This is a genomic window from Runella salmonicolor, assembly GCF_024158025.1.
GTDB lineage: Bacteria > Bacteroidota > Bacteroidia > Cytophagales > Spirosomataceae > Runella > Runella salmonicolor.
This window is the reverse complement of the sequence record NZ_JAMZEL010000003.1, coordinates 300,711-315,828: the sequence shown is the minus strand read 5'-3', so window position 1 is coordinate 315,828 and position 15,118 is coordinate 300,711. Positions and strand designations below refer to the sequence as shown.

General features: G+C 47.1%; 12 protein-coding genes. 2 read left to right on the top strand and 10 right to left on the bottom strand.

The genetic code is table 11. The features are described 5' to 3' along the window. Positions 1-21 precede the first annotated feature (21 nt). The 9 genes from NCI00_RS10535 to murA all read right to left on the bottom strand — a co-directional run bounded on the left by NCI00_RS10535 (position 22) and on the right by murA (position 10,258). Positions 22-1,227 carry an acetyl-CoA C-acetyltransferase gene (locus NCI00_RS10535; RefSeq protein ID WP_253527248.1) on the bottom strand — a complete coding sequence of 402 codons (1,206 nt, stop codon included), beginning with the start codon at positions 1,225-1,227 and terminating at the stop codon, positions 22-24. 128 nt (positions 1,228-1,355) lie between these two features. After that, positions 1,356-1,919 (bottom strand): DNA polymerase III subunit psi, encoded by a 564-nt coding sequence (locus tag NCI00_RS10530; RefSeq protein ID WP_253527246.1) that lies wholly within the window; start codon positions 1,917-1,919, stop codon positions 1,356-1,358. 43 nt (positions 1,920-1,962) lie between these two features. Then, positions 1,963-2,634, bottom strand: coding sequence for a C1q-like domain-containing protein (locus NCI00_RS10525; RefSeq protein WP_253527244.1), 672 nt, complete (start codon positions 2,632-2,634; stop codon positions 1,963-1,965). Between the two features lie 143 nt (positions 2,635-2,777). Continuing rightward, entirely contained in the window at positions 2,778-3,812 is a 1,035-nt protein-coding gene (cydB, locus tag NCI00_RS10520; RefSeq protein WP_253527242.1) for a cytochrome d ubiquinol oxidase subunit II, read from the bottom strand. Next, positions 3,812-5,191, bottom strand: a complete 1,380-nt coding sequence (locus tag NCI00_RS10515) for a cytochrome ubiquinol oxidase subunit I (RefSeq protein WP_253527240.1) — start codon at positions 5,189-5,191, stop codon at positions 3,812-3,814. Before NCI00_RS10515 ends, cydB begins: the two co-directional genes overlap by 1 nt. Positions 5,192-5,310: 119 nt before the next feature. Then, the gene (locus NCI00_RS10510) at positions 5,311-6,729 is read right to left on the bottom strand and encodes an amidohydrolase family protein (RefSeq protein WP_253527238.1); all 1,419 of its coding nucleotides are present in this window, start codon (positions 6,727-6,729) and stop codon (positions 5,311-5,313) included. A 13-nt stretch (positions 6,730-6,742) separates the two neighbouring features. Further along, positions 6,743-7,990, bottom strand: coding sequence for an MFS transporter (locus NCI00_RS10505; RefSeq protein ID WP_253527236.1), 1,248 nt, complete (start codon positions 7,988-7,990; stop codon positions 6,743-6,745). A 61-nt stretch (positions 7,991-8,051) separates the two neighbouring features. After that, on the bottom strand, positions 8,052-8,924 hold the full coding sequence (locus NCI00_RS10500; protein ID WP_253527234.1) for a histidine phosphatase family protein: 873 nt from the start codon (positions 8,922-8,924) through the stop codon (positions 8,052-8,054). A gap of 26 nt (positions 8,925-8,950) precedes the next feature. After that, the gene (murA, locus tag NCI00_RS10495) at positions 8,951-10,258 is read right to left on the bottom strand and encodes a UDP-N-acetylglucosamine 1-carboxyvinyltransferase (protein WP_253527231.1); all 1,308 of its coding nucleotides are present in this window, start codon (positions 10,256-10,258) and stop codon (positions 8,951-8,953) included. A 102-nt stretch (positions 10,259-10,360) separates the two neighbouring features. Between murA and NCI00_RS10490 the strand changes: the two genes are divergently transcribed. Further along, positions 10,361-10,963 (top strand): pseudouridine synthase, encoded by a 603-nt coding sequence (locus NCI00_RS10490; protein ID WP_253527228.1) that lies wholly within the window; start codon positions 10,361-10,363, stop codon positions 10,961-10,963. Positions 10,964-11,095: 132 nt separating this feature from the next. Further along, positions 11,096-13,195 (top strand): hypothetical protein, encoded by a 2,100-nt coding sequence (locus NCI00_RS10485; protein WP_253527225.1) that lies wholly within the window; start codon positions 11,096-11,098, stop codon positions 13,193-13,195. A 698-nt stretch (positions 13,196-13,893) separates the two neighbouring features. Here NCI00_RS10485 and NCI00_RS10480 read toward each other — a convergent pair. Further along, entirely contained in the window at positions 13,894-14,988 is a 1,095-nt protein-coding gene (locus NCI00_RS10480) for an aminotransferase class V-fold PLP-dependent enzyme (protein WP_253527222.1), read from the bottom strand. Between the last annotated feature and the right edge of the window lie 130 nt (positions 14,989-15,118).

Below are 15,118 nucleotides of genomic sequence, written 5' to 3'. Positions count from 1 at the left end.
AGAAGGGGTCGGGGGATGAGGTTACACCATTTCAAAAATCGTTGCAATTCCCATACCTCCGCCAATGCACAGCGTAGAAAGACCAAATTGCTTGCCCGAACGTTCCAGTTCGTCAATGAGCGTAGCCGAAATAATCGCGCCTGTCGCGCCCAGCGGGTGCCCCAAAGCAATAGCGCCCCCATTAACGTTGACTTTAGCATGGTCAACGCCCAATTGTTCCATAAAAAAGAGCGGAATGGCGGCAAAAGCTTCGTTTACTTCAAACAAATCAATATCAGAAATGCTCATTCCTGCTTTTTTAAGCACTTTTTGGGTGGCAGGTACGGGGCCAGTGAGCATGATAGTCGGCTCGGAGCCGATGATGGCAAATGCCTTGATTTTGGCGCGGGGTTTTAGACCTAATTTTTCACCGATTTCTTTAGAGCCTATCAACAAACCCGCCGCTCCGTCGACGATTTGGGAAGAATTACCCGCGTGGTGAACGTGGTTTATCTTGTCGACATCGGCATATTTCATCAGTGCCAAAGCATCTAAACCCATACTGCCCATCATTTCAAAAGCGGGCTTTAGGTTTCCTAGCGATTCTACGGTCGTTCCCGGACGCACGCCTTCGTCGCGGTCGAGCAGGGTAATGCCGAGTTCGTCTTTGTAAGGAACCAGTGATTTCGCAAAGCGATTTTCTTTTTGAGCAACCGTAGCTCTGCGGTACGATTCAGCCGCAAACGTATCTACATCCGTGCGTGAATAACCGTATTTTGTAGCGATTAAATCGGCCGAAATGCCTTGCGGAACAATATTATGACGCGCCACAATCTGCGGATTCATAAATAAAGCACCACCGTCGGTGCCCATCGGTACGCGGCTCATAGACTCCACACCGCCCGCCACAATCATATCTACCTGACCCGACATCACGTAAGCGGCGGCTTGGTTGATTGCCTCTAGCCCCGACGAACAAAAGCGATTCAGCTGCACGCCCGCCACACTTTCGGCGTAGCCTGCTTCAATGACGGCCGTACGGGCTATGTCCGCCCCTTGTTCTCCCACGGGCGTTACGCAGCCCATAATCACATCATCTACATAGCTCGTATCCAATTGATTACGTTGCTGTATTTCTTTTAAAACGGAAGTGAGTAATTGAATCGGTTGCACTTCGTGCAGCGACCCGTCCGACTTGCCGCGTCCGCGCGGGGTTCTGACGGCGTCATAAATAAATGCTTCGGCCATGGGGGTTTTAGACGTTTAAAAGTAGAAAGAGGATAGCAAACAATACTCTGCCTGCATACTATTATGCAACAAAAATACAGCGCATTTTGATAAAACCAAGGCGAAGTAAGTGAAAAGAAGAAAAGGCGTTATGCCATAAATATTTTCTTGAGGGCGCCCCACAAAGCACGTTTATTTTTATCGTCGGTCTGGACAATATCCAACGACTCGGCCAACAAAAAGTTGACGCCCGAAATGCGTTTGGGGTCGTAGCGGTTCATCATTATTTCGAGGTTGATGTTGATAAACGGCACCCCAAAAGAAATAAAATGATGCACTGTTTTATTTTGCAGCAACGGCCTAAAATCCATTTGTTTTGCCCCTGCCAGATTAAGAATATCCACGCCTTCGAGGTTCAAATTGACCGCTTTCAGTACTTTTTCCAGAAAAATCGTATTACTGGGCGACATCGCCGGGGCTTCATCTACCAGAATAAGAATCTGATGATTGAGCGTCGGCAAAGGCAATGAAGTTGAAGCAGGTGGGGCGCTCACCTTAGGAGCAGAGACTGGAGCAAGTAGAACAGCAGGCTCCTCCACGGCAATCACGGAGGAAGGATACATTGCTTCCTCGGATTCACTGACGGGAGTCTCCCCCTGTACCCGGTATAGGGTTTCGTTTTGATAAAGTAATTGATAAAACGATTTGCTCATGCTACAAAGCTAAAAAGAGTTGAGTAAAAAATTCACCCGACCCCTAATATTTAGTCACTAAATGTCCGCTAAATGTACACATAAAAGCGCCCATTTTGAGGTATTGGGCCCCCGCAACGTCTTCAAAAACAGCCACTTTTACTTTATCGCCCGCCACCAATTTTAAATCACGACTAATCTGAAGAATAAAATTAGAATTTGCTACTGGAATATAACTCGCTTGGGTTGCCACCGCATTATTAACCAACAATTGAATATTCGCAAAATTATTGATATTGATTGTTGCCCCTGAAATATTCAACGAAACGTACGCATCAAAGTGATAAATACCATCAAAAGGGGCTATAAATGTGTTGGGGTCTACTCCAGCTGCAGCTAAATTGAAATTGTTCCCAATGTCGTAAGATTCTGTTGTAAAAGGGACAATCGTGGTCCCACTGGTTTCAATGTTTAGCCCACCAATATTGGCAACTCCAAACGCAGGTGCATTTTGCGGGCCTGCCACCTCGGTGTTTATCCAAGCGGTTCCGTTGCAATAATACATTTTATTGTCGGAGGTGTTGTAAACCATTCTTCCTTTGGTCGATGCCGAACAGCTTGGAAGTGAGGCAACTCGGGGCAAATCCAGGGCAGCGGGATTGATAGTAACTGATTGAGCAAATACTGAGCCGATAAACAGCAGCAAACAAACTGTAAGAATAGTAGAAGCTTTCATGGCGTTATGTTGAGTTTAAAGAAATGTTTCTTCAAACATAAAACCACTTAAAATCCACCACAAAAACTTCAAATTAAAGAGGAAGAATTGTGAATTAAAACGTAGCAAATAACAGGTTAGCCGTTGTTTTGAAGCCCTACTTTTTAATAGCTTGTCTCATCCAATTTCACTTTACCTCGAAAAGTCCAAAACACAAACGAAGTATAAACACCCACCAACGGTACCCCAATGGCCGCGAAGGTGAGCATGATTTTGAGCGATTTTTCGGTAGACGAACCATTATAAACCGTAATGTGCAGGTCGGGGTCAATCGTCGACAAAATGATGTTTGGAAAAAGTCCAACCGCTACCAAAATTATTAACATAGCCGTCACAAACGCCGACGAAAGAAAGGCAAAAAAGTACTTCCGATAAGCAATCTGACGGGTAATGTTGGCCACTGCCAAAATTGCCAATACCGGAAAGGCAAACATATAAGGCACTTCTTTGTAGCGCGTAATCATGTGTGGAATGTACAGCAACGTAGCCAACGACGTAATGGCAAACATCAGCACGAAGAAAATTGTGGTATTTTTGACCAAAATCGTGAGTTTGGCGTACAGGCGATTCTCGGTTTTCATTACCAAATAAATGGCACCGTGCATCATAAACAACGCCAGCGTCGTGACCGCCACCAACAACGCATACGGATTAAACAAATCGAGTAAAGTGCCTTGGTAAGCGTAGTTTTTGTCAATCGCAATCCCCTGAATCACATTCCCCAAGACCAATCCCAACGCCAACGCCAGCAGAATACTGGATGCACTATAGCATATATCCCAAAGCCTACGCCACCAGAGCATGGGCTCTTTGGAACGAAATTCGATGGAAATAGCCCTGAAAATAAGCATTACCAAAAACACCATAAACAGTTCGTACAGCGCCGACAAAATAGTGGCGTAAACTACTGGAAAGCCAGCAAAAAGCGCCCCGCCCCCAATAACCAACCACACTTCGTTGCCATCCCACACCGGCCCGATGGCGTTGAGCGCAATGCGTCGGCTTTCTTCTTTCTTAAAAAACAGGTGCAAAGCCCCCGCCCCGAGGTCAAAACCATCCAAAATAGCGTAACCGCTAAACACCGCACCGATGACCAAAAACCACCACGTGGGCAAATCAAGACCGAGTATTGTTTCCATCAGTTTAAAATCGGGTTATCACGTTTGGAAGAATCAGGAATTGTTTCAGAGTGAGTATCTACGGGACCATGCTTGATTTTTTTGTTCAATAAATACAAAAACAAGGCAAATAGAAGCGCGTAAACCAAAGTGAACATAATCAAAGAAAACAATACCTGCTCCGTTTTGAGCGATTGCGACAGTGCATCTGACGTACGCAACAAACCATAAACCACCCACGGTTGCCGCCCGATTTCGGCCGAATACCAGCCGACCTGATTAGCAATCTGGGGCAATAGCACCGACCACGCAAACAACTGAAGCAGCCATTTCTGTTCGAACAATTTCCCCTTCCACCATAAAAAAACGGCCAATAATGAAAGACCAATCAACACCATTCCGATGGCAACCATCAGGTGATAGGTCTGAAAAACGACATTAACGGCGCGGGAAGAAGGTCGGTCCTCTTTCGGAAAAGCATTTAATCCTTTTACGGGCGTTGTAAAATCTTGATGAAGCAGAAAAGACAAACCTCCAGGGATTTTTACACCCGTTATTTCTCGTTTGTCGGCATTGGTCCAGCCTATCAAGTACATATCCGCCACGGCCGACGAATCATAATGACCTTCAAAAGCGGCTAGTTTTGCAGGCTGGTGCTTGGCCACACCGTCGGCCGAGCGGTGGCCCGTAAACAATTGCATCAACGAAGCAACGGTGGCCACCGTCAGGGCGATTTTAAAACTTGCTTTGGCGATTTCGAGATGGCGTTGTCGTAAAATATAATACGCGTTGACGCTCAAAACCAAAAACGAGCCCGCCAAAAAAGAGCCGATAATAACGTGCGAAAGGCGGTCTACGCTGGAAGGATTGAAGACCATTTCCCAAAAATCCGTGATGACGGCCCGCGCTTTCATGCCTTCACCTTCGATACGATACCCCGCCGGCGTTTGTTGCCAAGAGTTGGCCACCACAATCCAAATGGCCGAAAACATCGACCCTAAAGCGACCATAATGGTGGAAAAAAAATGCACCCTCGGGCTTACACGGTTCCAACCAAAAAGCAGAATTCCTAAAAAACCCGATTCGAGCGCAAAGGCAAAAATCCCTTCGGCCGCCAACGCACTCCCGAATATATCCCCAACGTAGCGCGAATACACCGCCCAGTTGGTACCGAATTCAAATTCCATGACGATGCCCGTGGCGACACCGATTCCGAAAATTAAGGCAAAAATCTTAATCCAGAAGCGGGTCATTTGTTCGTAGATTTGTTTGCCAGTGCGGAGGTACATCCCTTCCATAATGACCAGAACAACACCTAAACCAATGCTCAGCGGAGGGTAGATATAATGGAAAGCAATGGTGAAAGCAAACTGTATGCGAGAGAGAATTTCTGTGTTCATAAGCGTGCTGTGAGTAAGGCTTAAAAGTACAACAAAAAGCCGCAGGCTGAACCAACCAACGGCTTTTTGTGCGTCATAAACACGCTTGATTTATTATACGTACCGATTTTCGGGGGAGTTTATTTTGCTTTCTTTTTTACCTCTTCCAAAATGGCATCAAGCGCGTTGCGGTCATACACTTCCCCCCGCAGAATCACCGTATTAATCGCTTGCGTTGCTTCAATATTCTCCAAAGGATTCTGATTCAGCAAAACAATATCGGCGCTTTTTCCCGCCGCAATGTTCCCGTATTGAGGTTGATTCAAAAATGTAGGTCCTGGGATAATCGCCGATTGCAAAGCCTGCAACGGTGTCAAGCCCGCTTTGACATAATGCTCCAGTTCTTTGTGCAAACCCAACCCTGGATATACGTACGAATTCAGAAATCCCGCATCTGTACCTGCAATAATGGTCACGCCTGCTTTCAGGAGTAAAGGCAACAAAGAAGTCGTTTTAAAATATATCTCATGGCGCTCGGTAATGGCGTCAGGGCTGTCCTGCACCGCACGTGTGACGCGCCATTCGTAGGTTTTCTTGAGTCCTTTGCCGAGGTATTGCAAATACGCATCGTTTTGGTGATTGTCTTGGTCCAAAAATGCAGTGCTTTGGCTAATACTCAGGGTAGGAACCACAGCCGTGCCGTTTTTGGCCATGCGTCGATACACCGCCATTGCGGTATTTTCATCAAAACTCTGTAAAGCCATCGGAAGCGCAACGCGGTACGCCAATTTTCCCGCCATTACTTTTTCTGAGATTTCTTTGTCGCGCGTGGAGCCTGCTTTCAACACGTAACTCATGTGTTCTACCGAGCCTAACCCTGCCGCCGACACTTCGTCCATCGTCAAGGCAAATGGTACGTGCCCAGAGGTTTTAATGCCTCGTTTTTTGGCTTCGGCCAAAATATAAAGATAAATCTCGGGCTTGATGGCGTTGTCGGTGATTTTGATAAAATTCACTTTCATTTTTTGCAGCGAATCCAGACTTTTATTCACTTCCTCTTTGGTACTGACCTCAATGTCGCCAATCCACGTCGACTTATAGCCTTCCAACTTCGGCCCAGAAGTAAACAACGTTGGGCCGAAAAGCGCACCATCAGCAATTTCTTTGCGCCATTGCAAAACGCTCGGGCTCAAATCGGCCGCGGCATCGCGCACGGCCGTAATGCCGTGTGCTACGTACAGAGGCAACAAGTTTTTATTTTCCTGAATGAGTGTATCCCCTCCCCCAAAATGTACGTGCATGTCCCAAAGCCCCGGAATGATGAACTTGCCCGTGGCATCAATTACCTTTTTCGCCTCAAAATTCTTGGCCTGTGATTCATCAAAAACGCCTACAATTTCTTTGCCTTTTACAACAATGATTTTCTTGGCAAGGAGTTTTCCCGTCTGAATTTCAATCAAGCTACCCGATTTTATCAGTACATCAACGGGTCTTTTTTGAGCAGAGGATAACAGAACGCAGCATGCTAAAATGTGCGTTAACAGCAGTATTTTTTTCATAATAAGATGACTATCAAGCTTTTTTTAAATCCACCGTCTTGGTGGGGTCAATTTTGAACCACAGCAATGCAGCAACAAACAGACATCCCGAAATCAGGTACAATGGAATATTGAAGTTTTTGGTGCTTTCTACCACCGAGCCGAAAATGATGGTGATGAAAAAACCTCCCATTTGACCCGCAAAGTTCATCGAGCCAGCTACCGTTCCTGCATTGCGTTTGCCAATATCAACACAGACCGCGAAGGAAACAGGCAACGCCAAATCTTTAGTCAATACACAAATGGCCAATAAATAACCCGCCAATTGATTGTCAGGCGTAAGCCCTGCCGCCAGAAAGAAGATACTTGATAAGCCCAAACCCGTGATGGCTACGGCGCGCCGTCCGATTTTTAGTCCGTATTTTTTGGTTAAAAAATCACTCAGCAATCCTCCCACTACGCAGCCGATGGCCCCCAAAAAGTACGACAGAGAGATAAAATTCTTGGATTGGTCTTCGGTCATGCCGCGCCCTTCCTGAAAATAAGTAGATGACCAGTTGGTAAAGAAATACGCGCCGTAAAAAAACAAATGACACATGAGCATCAGCGCCCAAATATCTGGATTGAGAATGATGGTTTTCCAAGGAATGGCGTGGTCGGCGCGTTTGATATTTCGGCCTGTCTCAATTTCTTCTACTTCTTCCACCGAAATACCTTCTTTCTCGGCAGGCTCGTCGCGAAACCAAGCGTACCAAGCCAATGCCCAAACCGCACCTACAACTCCCAACACCACAAACGACCAGCGCCAGCCCACCGCATGAACGAGCGGAATCACCAACAAGGGTGTCAGCGCTCCCCCGATGCGACCAGCCGCCCAAATCACCGATTGTGCGCGGCCGATTTCAACGGCGGGAAACCAACGCGAAATGGCAATCGTGGCGTTGGGATAGGCCCCCGCTTCGCCTACGCCAAACAAAAAACGCACCACAAGAAGGTAAATAAAACTGAAAGCGGTTCCCGTCAGGGCCGTGAAACCCGACCACCACAACACCACCCGGGTCAACACCCGACGGGGGCCGATGGAATCACCCATGGCCCCCGTCGGGATTTCAAACAAAGCATACGCCAATGAAAATGCGCCCAAAATCCAGCCAAATTCTTCATTGTTTAAGCCTAAATCAGCTTTTACGTACTTACTGACCACGTTCATACAAACGCGGTCAAGAAAGGTAATAATCGAAAGTGCAAACAAAAAAGCTAAGGCACGGTAGCGATATTTCATTCGTTAGGTGGGGTGAGATTACAGAGGTTAGCGGTCAATGAACCGAGCAACTATAAGATAGTTACGGTGCTAATTCGGTCCACTCCGATACTTTTATCTTGGCAATAAAACGTGCTGGCTGACCAGCAACCGATTGAAACACGGCCGCATCGCCCCAGTTAAGATCTGCCAGCGGCGCGGGCGATGGCAATGTCCCTGTAAATCCTGTATGCCCTACCAACACCGTATTGTTTGCATCTATAACCTGACTATCAACCTGCTTCATCATATTTTCATACCGCTTCGCTTCTTCATATACGTAGAAAGTCAACTCTTTGGTTTGCTGCGTCGGTACCCCAAGGCTCATCAAATCGGCGGTGGTAAAGCATCGACAAAACTCGCTAGAAAACACCCTGCTAACGGGTATTTCCAGATTTTTCAATACTTTACCTGTGGCTTCGGCCTCTTTTTTACCCAAATCATTGAGTTGGCGAGCCAGTTTTGAATCGCAAGATTTCCACCAGTTGGCCACGGTCGAGTTGGTTTGGTCAGAGCCGACATCCGCCGCGGCGTGCCGAAATACCAACACATACCCTCCTTTTTGCAAGGGCCGTAGCACATCGGCACGCGGCGTAATGACTACTTTTATCAACAAACTGTCGTTGGCATTGTCTTCACTTTTGACCGTAATTCGCTGCGCTCCTACCACACTCGGCGCGGTATAAACCAAAGAATCTTGGGCCGTTTGCGTAGCCGTTCCCGCCGTTGTTTTCCACGTTACACGCTGATTAAACTTAACGCGGAGAGTACCCGACGGCAAAACGAGGGCCGTTTTGCCGTCAAACCCCAACACTTGCAGCGGCAAAACCGTGTCTTCCTTTTTACAGGCCACGATACAAACCGTCAACACCAACGATGACAATAACCAAAGTTTCTGATTTATCCCCTGCCTCATGATGTATTACAGATTTTGTAAGCTCGCTACAAACGCACTATCTCTGCTCCAATGGCATTCAAGCGCGTATCAATGTTTTGGTACCCACGGTCTATTTGCTCAATGTTATCAATAATGCTCACTCCCTGCGCCGACATGGCGGCAATCAACAACGATACCCCCGCCCGAATATCAGGAGAAGTCATGCGAATACCCCGCAGTTGCGTGGCTCGGTTCAGCCCCACGACCGTAGCGCGGTGCGGGTCGCAAAGAATAATCTGCGCGCCCATTTCGATGAGTTTATCGACGAAAAACAGGCGGCTTTCAAACATCTTTTGGTGAATCAATACCGTTCCTTTGGCCTGAATAGCCGTAACCAGCACGATACTTAACAAATCTGGCGTAAACCCAGGCCAAGGCGCATCTGCCACCACCAACATAGACCCGTCGATAAATGATTCAACTTCATAATGCTCCTGCGCTGGGATAAAAATATCATCGCCGCGAAATTCCATCTGGATTCCGAGCTTTTGAAAAACGCCGGGAATAACGCCCAAATCAGGGATGGAGCAATTTTTGATGGTCACTTCGCTCTTCGTCATGGCGGCCATTCCGATAAACGAACCGATTTCAATCATGTCGGGGAGCATGGTGTGCTCCGTGCCATTCAAAGATGATACCCCTTCGATAGTCAGCAAATTTGACCCTACGCCGCTGATTTTTGCCCCCATGCGGTTGAGCATCTTGCACAACTGCTGAAGGTACGGCTCACAGGCTGCATTATAAATCGTGGTGATGCCTTCGGCCATGACCGCCGCCATCAGGATATTAGCCGTACCCGTTACGGAGGCTTCATCGAGGAGCATATAAGTGCCGTGCAATCCGCTGGCATCTACCTGATAAAAACCGCCGTCGTTGGGGTCATAGTCAAATTTTGCGCCCAAGCGTTCGAAGCCTAAAAAGTGCGTATCCAATCGCCGACGTCCGATTTTATCACCACCCGGACGCGGAATACGGCCTTTTTTGAAACGGGCCAACATCGGTCCCAGCAACATCACCGAACCCCGCAGGGCGGCCGCTTTTTGGCGGTACATTTCGGTTTCCATAAATTCGAGATGCACATCAGAGGCTTCGAATCGAATGGAGCTATTGCTCAAACGGGTGCGTTTTACGCCCAAATCACCCAATAAATCAATAAGTTGGTTTACGTCACGGATGTTGGGAATATTATGAATCGTAACAGGATCTTTCGTCAACAACACTGCACAAAGTATCTGCAGTGCTTCGTTTTTGGCACCTTGCGGGGTGATTTCACCTTTCATCTGACGACCGCCTGCTATTTTGAATGAAGCCATATTTGGGGACTTGCGTTAGGAATTAAAGAGGATTCGTTAATTATTATTTGTTTTGTGCAAAGCTATCAATTTTTGAAAAAAGATAGCAAAAAAACACGCTCCATGATTCCTGAATTGCACCGCTATTTTATTGTCAACAAACCCTACGATATGCATTCCCAATTTACGGGCGTGGAGGGTCGGCCCATGTTAGGCGATTTAGGGTATCCCTTTCCTGAAGGCACGCATTGCATCGGTCGGCTCGACCACAACTCCGAGGGCTTATTGATTTTAACGACTAACAAAAAAATTACTCACCTGCTCTTTAAAGGCAAAAAACCACATCGAAGAACCTATTTATTGCAGGTGTATCGGGAAGTAAAACCCGAAACGCTTGAAGAACTCAAAAACGGGGTGGTGATTCGGGTCAAAGACAACGGAATCTACAAAACAGCTCCCTGCGAAGTGGAAATCATTGAAAAACCCACCAATTTGTTTCAAAGCGGCTGGGAATACCCCGACAACATTCCGCACACGTGGCTCTTGATGACCCTGACAGAAGGTAAATTTCGTCAAATCCGCAAAATGATGACCGCCGTAAAGCACCGCTGTTTGCGCCTGATTCGGATTTCAATCGAAAACCTTACCCTTGATGCCCTCCAACCTGGCCAAGTACGGGAAATCCCCGAAGTGGAGTTTTTTGAGCGGGTTTTCGGGAAAGAATAAAAAACTTTTAAACGTTTTATTCACCTTTTAAAATGCCCAGAACCGCTCTCTTTCCGAGCAGCCCACCTACTTATTTCAGTAGTTGAAGCTGATTGGTATAGTTCATACTTTTGAACCAAACCAATCACTTCGATGAAAAAGCTCGTATTCTGCGTCTGCACTTATATGTTGATGAGTTCAACGGTTTATTCCCAAATCAACATCATTCAAAAAACCAATGCCGGAATCACCATTAGCCCCAACGGAATCAGGGGTAGCCTGCCCCTCAGTACGGCCGAAGATACTACCAATATCTCGATTGGTGAAAATGCGCTGAAAAGCAATATTAATTCCAAAAGAAACATTGCCATCGGCAAAGACGCCCTGATGACTTACTCTAAAGCCTTTATTTCCAGCGACTTGCTAAATGCTTCGCAGTTGGCCATTGGTTTTGAAGCCCTCCGCAACTACACCACCACCAGCGCGGCGCTCAATATCGCCATCGGCACCCGGGCCATGGGCGGCATCACACAGGACGGCGGCAGCGTGGCCATTGGGCATTTTTCGATGGAAAACAACCGGGGCGGCGGAACCGTCGCCATCGGCCACCGGACGTTGAGCGCGGGAAGCACGGATACCGACCAAGGCGTTTTTATCGGAAACGGCGCTGGCTCTTTTGCTCCTAGCGGTACGGGAACCGTGGCGGTCGGTCATTCGGCCATGAATTTTGGGGGCGGTGGCAACAACACCGTCATCGGGAGCGGAGCGGGCGGCGGCACCGGTACTTCTTCCAAAATCGGCAGTGGCAACATCATGATTGGCTCAAATGCTGGCAAACTAGAAACGGGCGATGATAAACTTTACATCGAAAATACCAGCGGTGGTAATCCATTGATTGGTGGTAATTTTTCGACCGATCGTGTGGGCATCAACCGCCAAATCAGCGACATCGACGCCACACCATTTACGTTGCAGGTGGGCGGCAATGCCCTTGTTACCAACGGAATAAAATTAACCAATATCGGTGAGGCCGAAGGTCGTTTTTTAAGAACAGACGCTGCCGGCAATGCCTCTTGGGCGCCCGTGTCTTCTCTCTGGCAAGTGGCGGGCACAGCAGGCAACGAAATCCAAAACACAAACGTAGGCGGATTTTGGTCAAACAACCCCGCCACCGTAGCTTGGTTGGCCACAGATATCACCAATCCTCCCACGGCTCCCGTGTTGGGCGGCGGTACTCGCATGATGTGGATACCCTCCCGCAGTGCTTTCCGGTGCGGCTCCGTCGATAACACCAACTGGGACCCAGCCTTCATCGGACTTCATTCGTTTGCATCAGGCTATAATTCAATGGCTACGGGGCGCGGCAACATTGCGATGGGATTCAACGCCATCTCTGACGGCACGTCCAATACCATTGCTTTTGGTGAAAATACGCGGGCTTCTGGCACCAACGCCTGTGCCATCGGCAACGGTGTCAATGCCAATTCGTTTTATTCAACGGTGGTGGGTTCTTTTAACCTTCTTCCCTTCGCAGAGGCCAGCACTTGGGTAGGTACTGACCCCCTGTTTACGATTGGGTCGGGCCAAAATGAGCTAAACCGCAGGAACGGGTTACTGATGCTAAAAAATGGAAAAACAGCCATTGGAAACATTACCCCCGAATCTTTTCTGCACGTTTTTGAGAGTGAATCGAGCGCTGCCCCGAGCCCAAACACCATCGCAACTTTCGAAAAAAATGGAAACGGATATATTTCTCTCCTGACCCCCGAAGCCAGCGAAAATGGCATCACCTTTGGGCTACCCTCCAGCGGCGTGAGCGGAGGGATCATTTATAACCCAGCAGGCACCAAAAGCATGCAATTCCGCACGGCCGGCAATACCACCCGCATGGCCATCCTTGCCAATGGCAACGTGGGGATTAATACCACCTCCGCTACCGCCAAGCTAGACGTAAGCGGCACGGTAAAAATTGGAACGAACGGAAGCGCCCTTGACGAAATCATCAAAATCAGCGAGGCGGCCGATTTGCCGAGCATTCCTGCCAACGGTAGTTTTTCTCAAACATTTACCGTGACCAATGCCCAGACCAGTTCCACGGTCTATATTTCACCAGATACTGACCTGACCAATGGCATCATCATTGCCTACGCTCGGGTTTCGGCATCCAATACGGTTTTGGTAAAATTTAACAATGTATCCGCTGCCCCCATCGACCTAGCTAGTACAAAATTCCATATTACGGTGATTCGATAACCACCCAATTTTTCTGATTTGGCATTATTTAAACACTAAAAACCCGCAAAAACAATGCTTTTGCGGGTTTTTAGTGTTGTCGGCTTTGGTGTCAAAAGCCGCATTAAGGTGTGTTTTCAGGCCATAATGCTCAGGTGCCTAAGCCGTGGTTGATTACCGACGGATTGGAATGAGCGCAAGCGATTTGCTGAGCCGTGCGTACGGATTGCAAATGTCAAAAATCATTATGAGTAACCCGATAGCAAGCACGGCTGAATTTTCTAGTGTGAGTATCATCTTATTTGGTTTACTGTTAAAAAAGCATGAGAAAAAATATTGAATGAGTGAGCTTACCTTGAGTGTTACCTTTTCTTAAGAGCAAAAAAAGCGGGCTATCTTTCAATGATTTGCTTAAAGTTACTTGGTTATTAATGAATTAACTAACGATTCGCCAACTTAAATGAATCAAATGCTAAATTCTTGCGTCCCTAATTTGCAATAAACTAGCAATCAACTAATTGAGTATTTAAAAACCTCCAGTTTTGGGGAAAGAACATTTAACAAAACCTCCGTCTCTACGGCGAAAAGTGCTGCACATACATAACGTTATTAGAAGGTCTTTGTTTTTAAGAGGGGATTAAAATTCTTTGGGTAGAAGTGATTTGTGTTGATATTTTTCATTCTACATTTTACAGTTACTTACACTAGCGCATAATGTTCTAGTTTTTTCTTTTCAAAAACGTTTTTAGCATCGCCACTTCCTCGTCCTCAATGGCGGGAAAATTAGCAATGCGGAAAGTGTTATTTTTCCATTCGCCATACCCGTTTCCGAGCGTAATTCCCGCCGAAAGCGCCGCTTTTTTAACGACAGAAACTGCTTCTGGTTCTCCTTTTACGGCAATGACCGTGTCGGAGCGCGTAGCAGGATTTTGAACCAAGGGTTGCCAATCGGTCTCATTTTCCAGAAAACTATACCAAGCCTTCGCCCGCGCTTCACTTCTCGCGCCCACCTCTTGTATATTATCCACTTGCCCCATGACGCGCATCAGCAGGTAAATACCGAGGGTATTAGGGGTATAGTGCGTTTGGTATTTTTCGAAATTTTCGTGCATGATAAGCAAGCTGTTATAACGCAGAATGTCGTTGGCTTGCCGCGCTTTTTCGAGCGTTTTGGGAGAACACACCATAATCCCCAACCCCGCAGGAAGCCCCAAACACTTTTGAACCGAAGCAAACCAAACATCGCCCAAGGCCCAATCAAAAGCCACGCCTCCCAATGAGGAAGTGGCATCAATCGCAATGAGAGCATCGGTCATGGTACGAATTTTTGCTAATTCTTCCATTCGGATATGGGTTCCGTTGGAGGTTTCGCTGTGGGTCAAACAGAGTACTTCATAGTCGCGCAAACGCTGGCGATTGAATTCTGCGCGGACCACATCGTTTTCATGTTCAAACAAATGATGCGTGAGCGTTTGCTCAATGGGAAACAGCGACCCCGACGTTTGCGGCACAATGTGCGAAGCATAGCTGAACCATTTTTTGCCGAAAGCCCCATTATAATGGTGGGCGCTATGGTGCAATGTCAGCGATTGGGCAATGATTTCCCACGCTTCCGTCGCCGACGAAACCAAATAAATAGAATAATCTTCGGGAATATTGAGTTTGAGGTGCATCAGGCGGATGGTTTCCCGCAATACTTCCATAAACCCCTGACTGCGGTGGTTCATACTCAATATCCCCGAACGAAAGGCATCTTGTAGATACCCTTCCACCTGTGGATATACCTTTGAAGGACCGGGATAAAAGGTGATCATATTGAATAAAGAGAAAAAGGGAAATTAATAACCGTAAAACTGTAAAACCGAGAAACGGCAAAATGTAAAAGGGAAATAATAACCGTAAAACTGTAAAACCGAGAAACGGCAAAATGTAAAAGGGAAATAA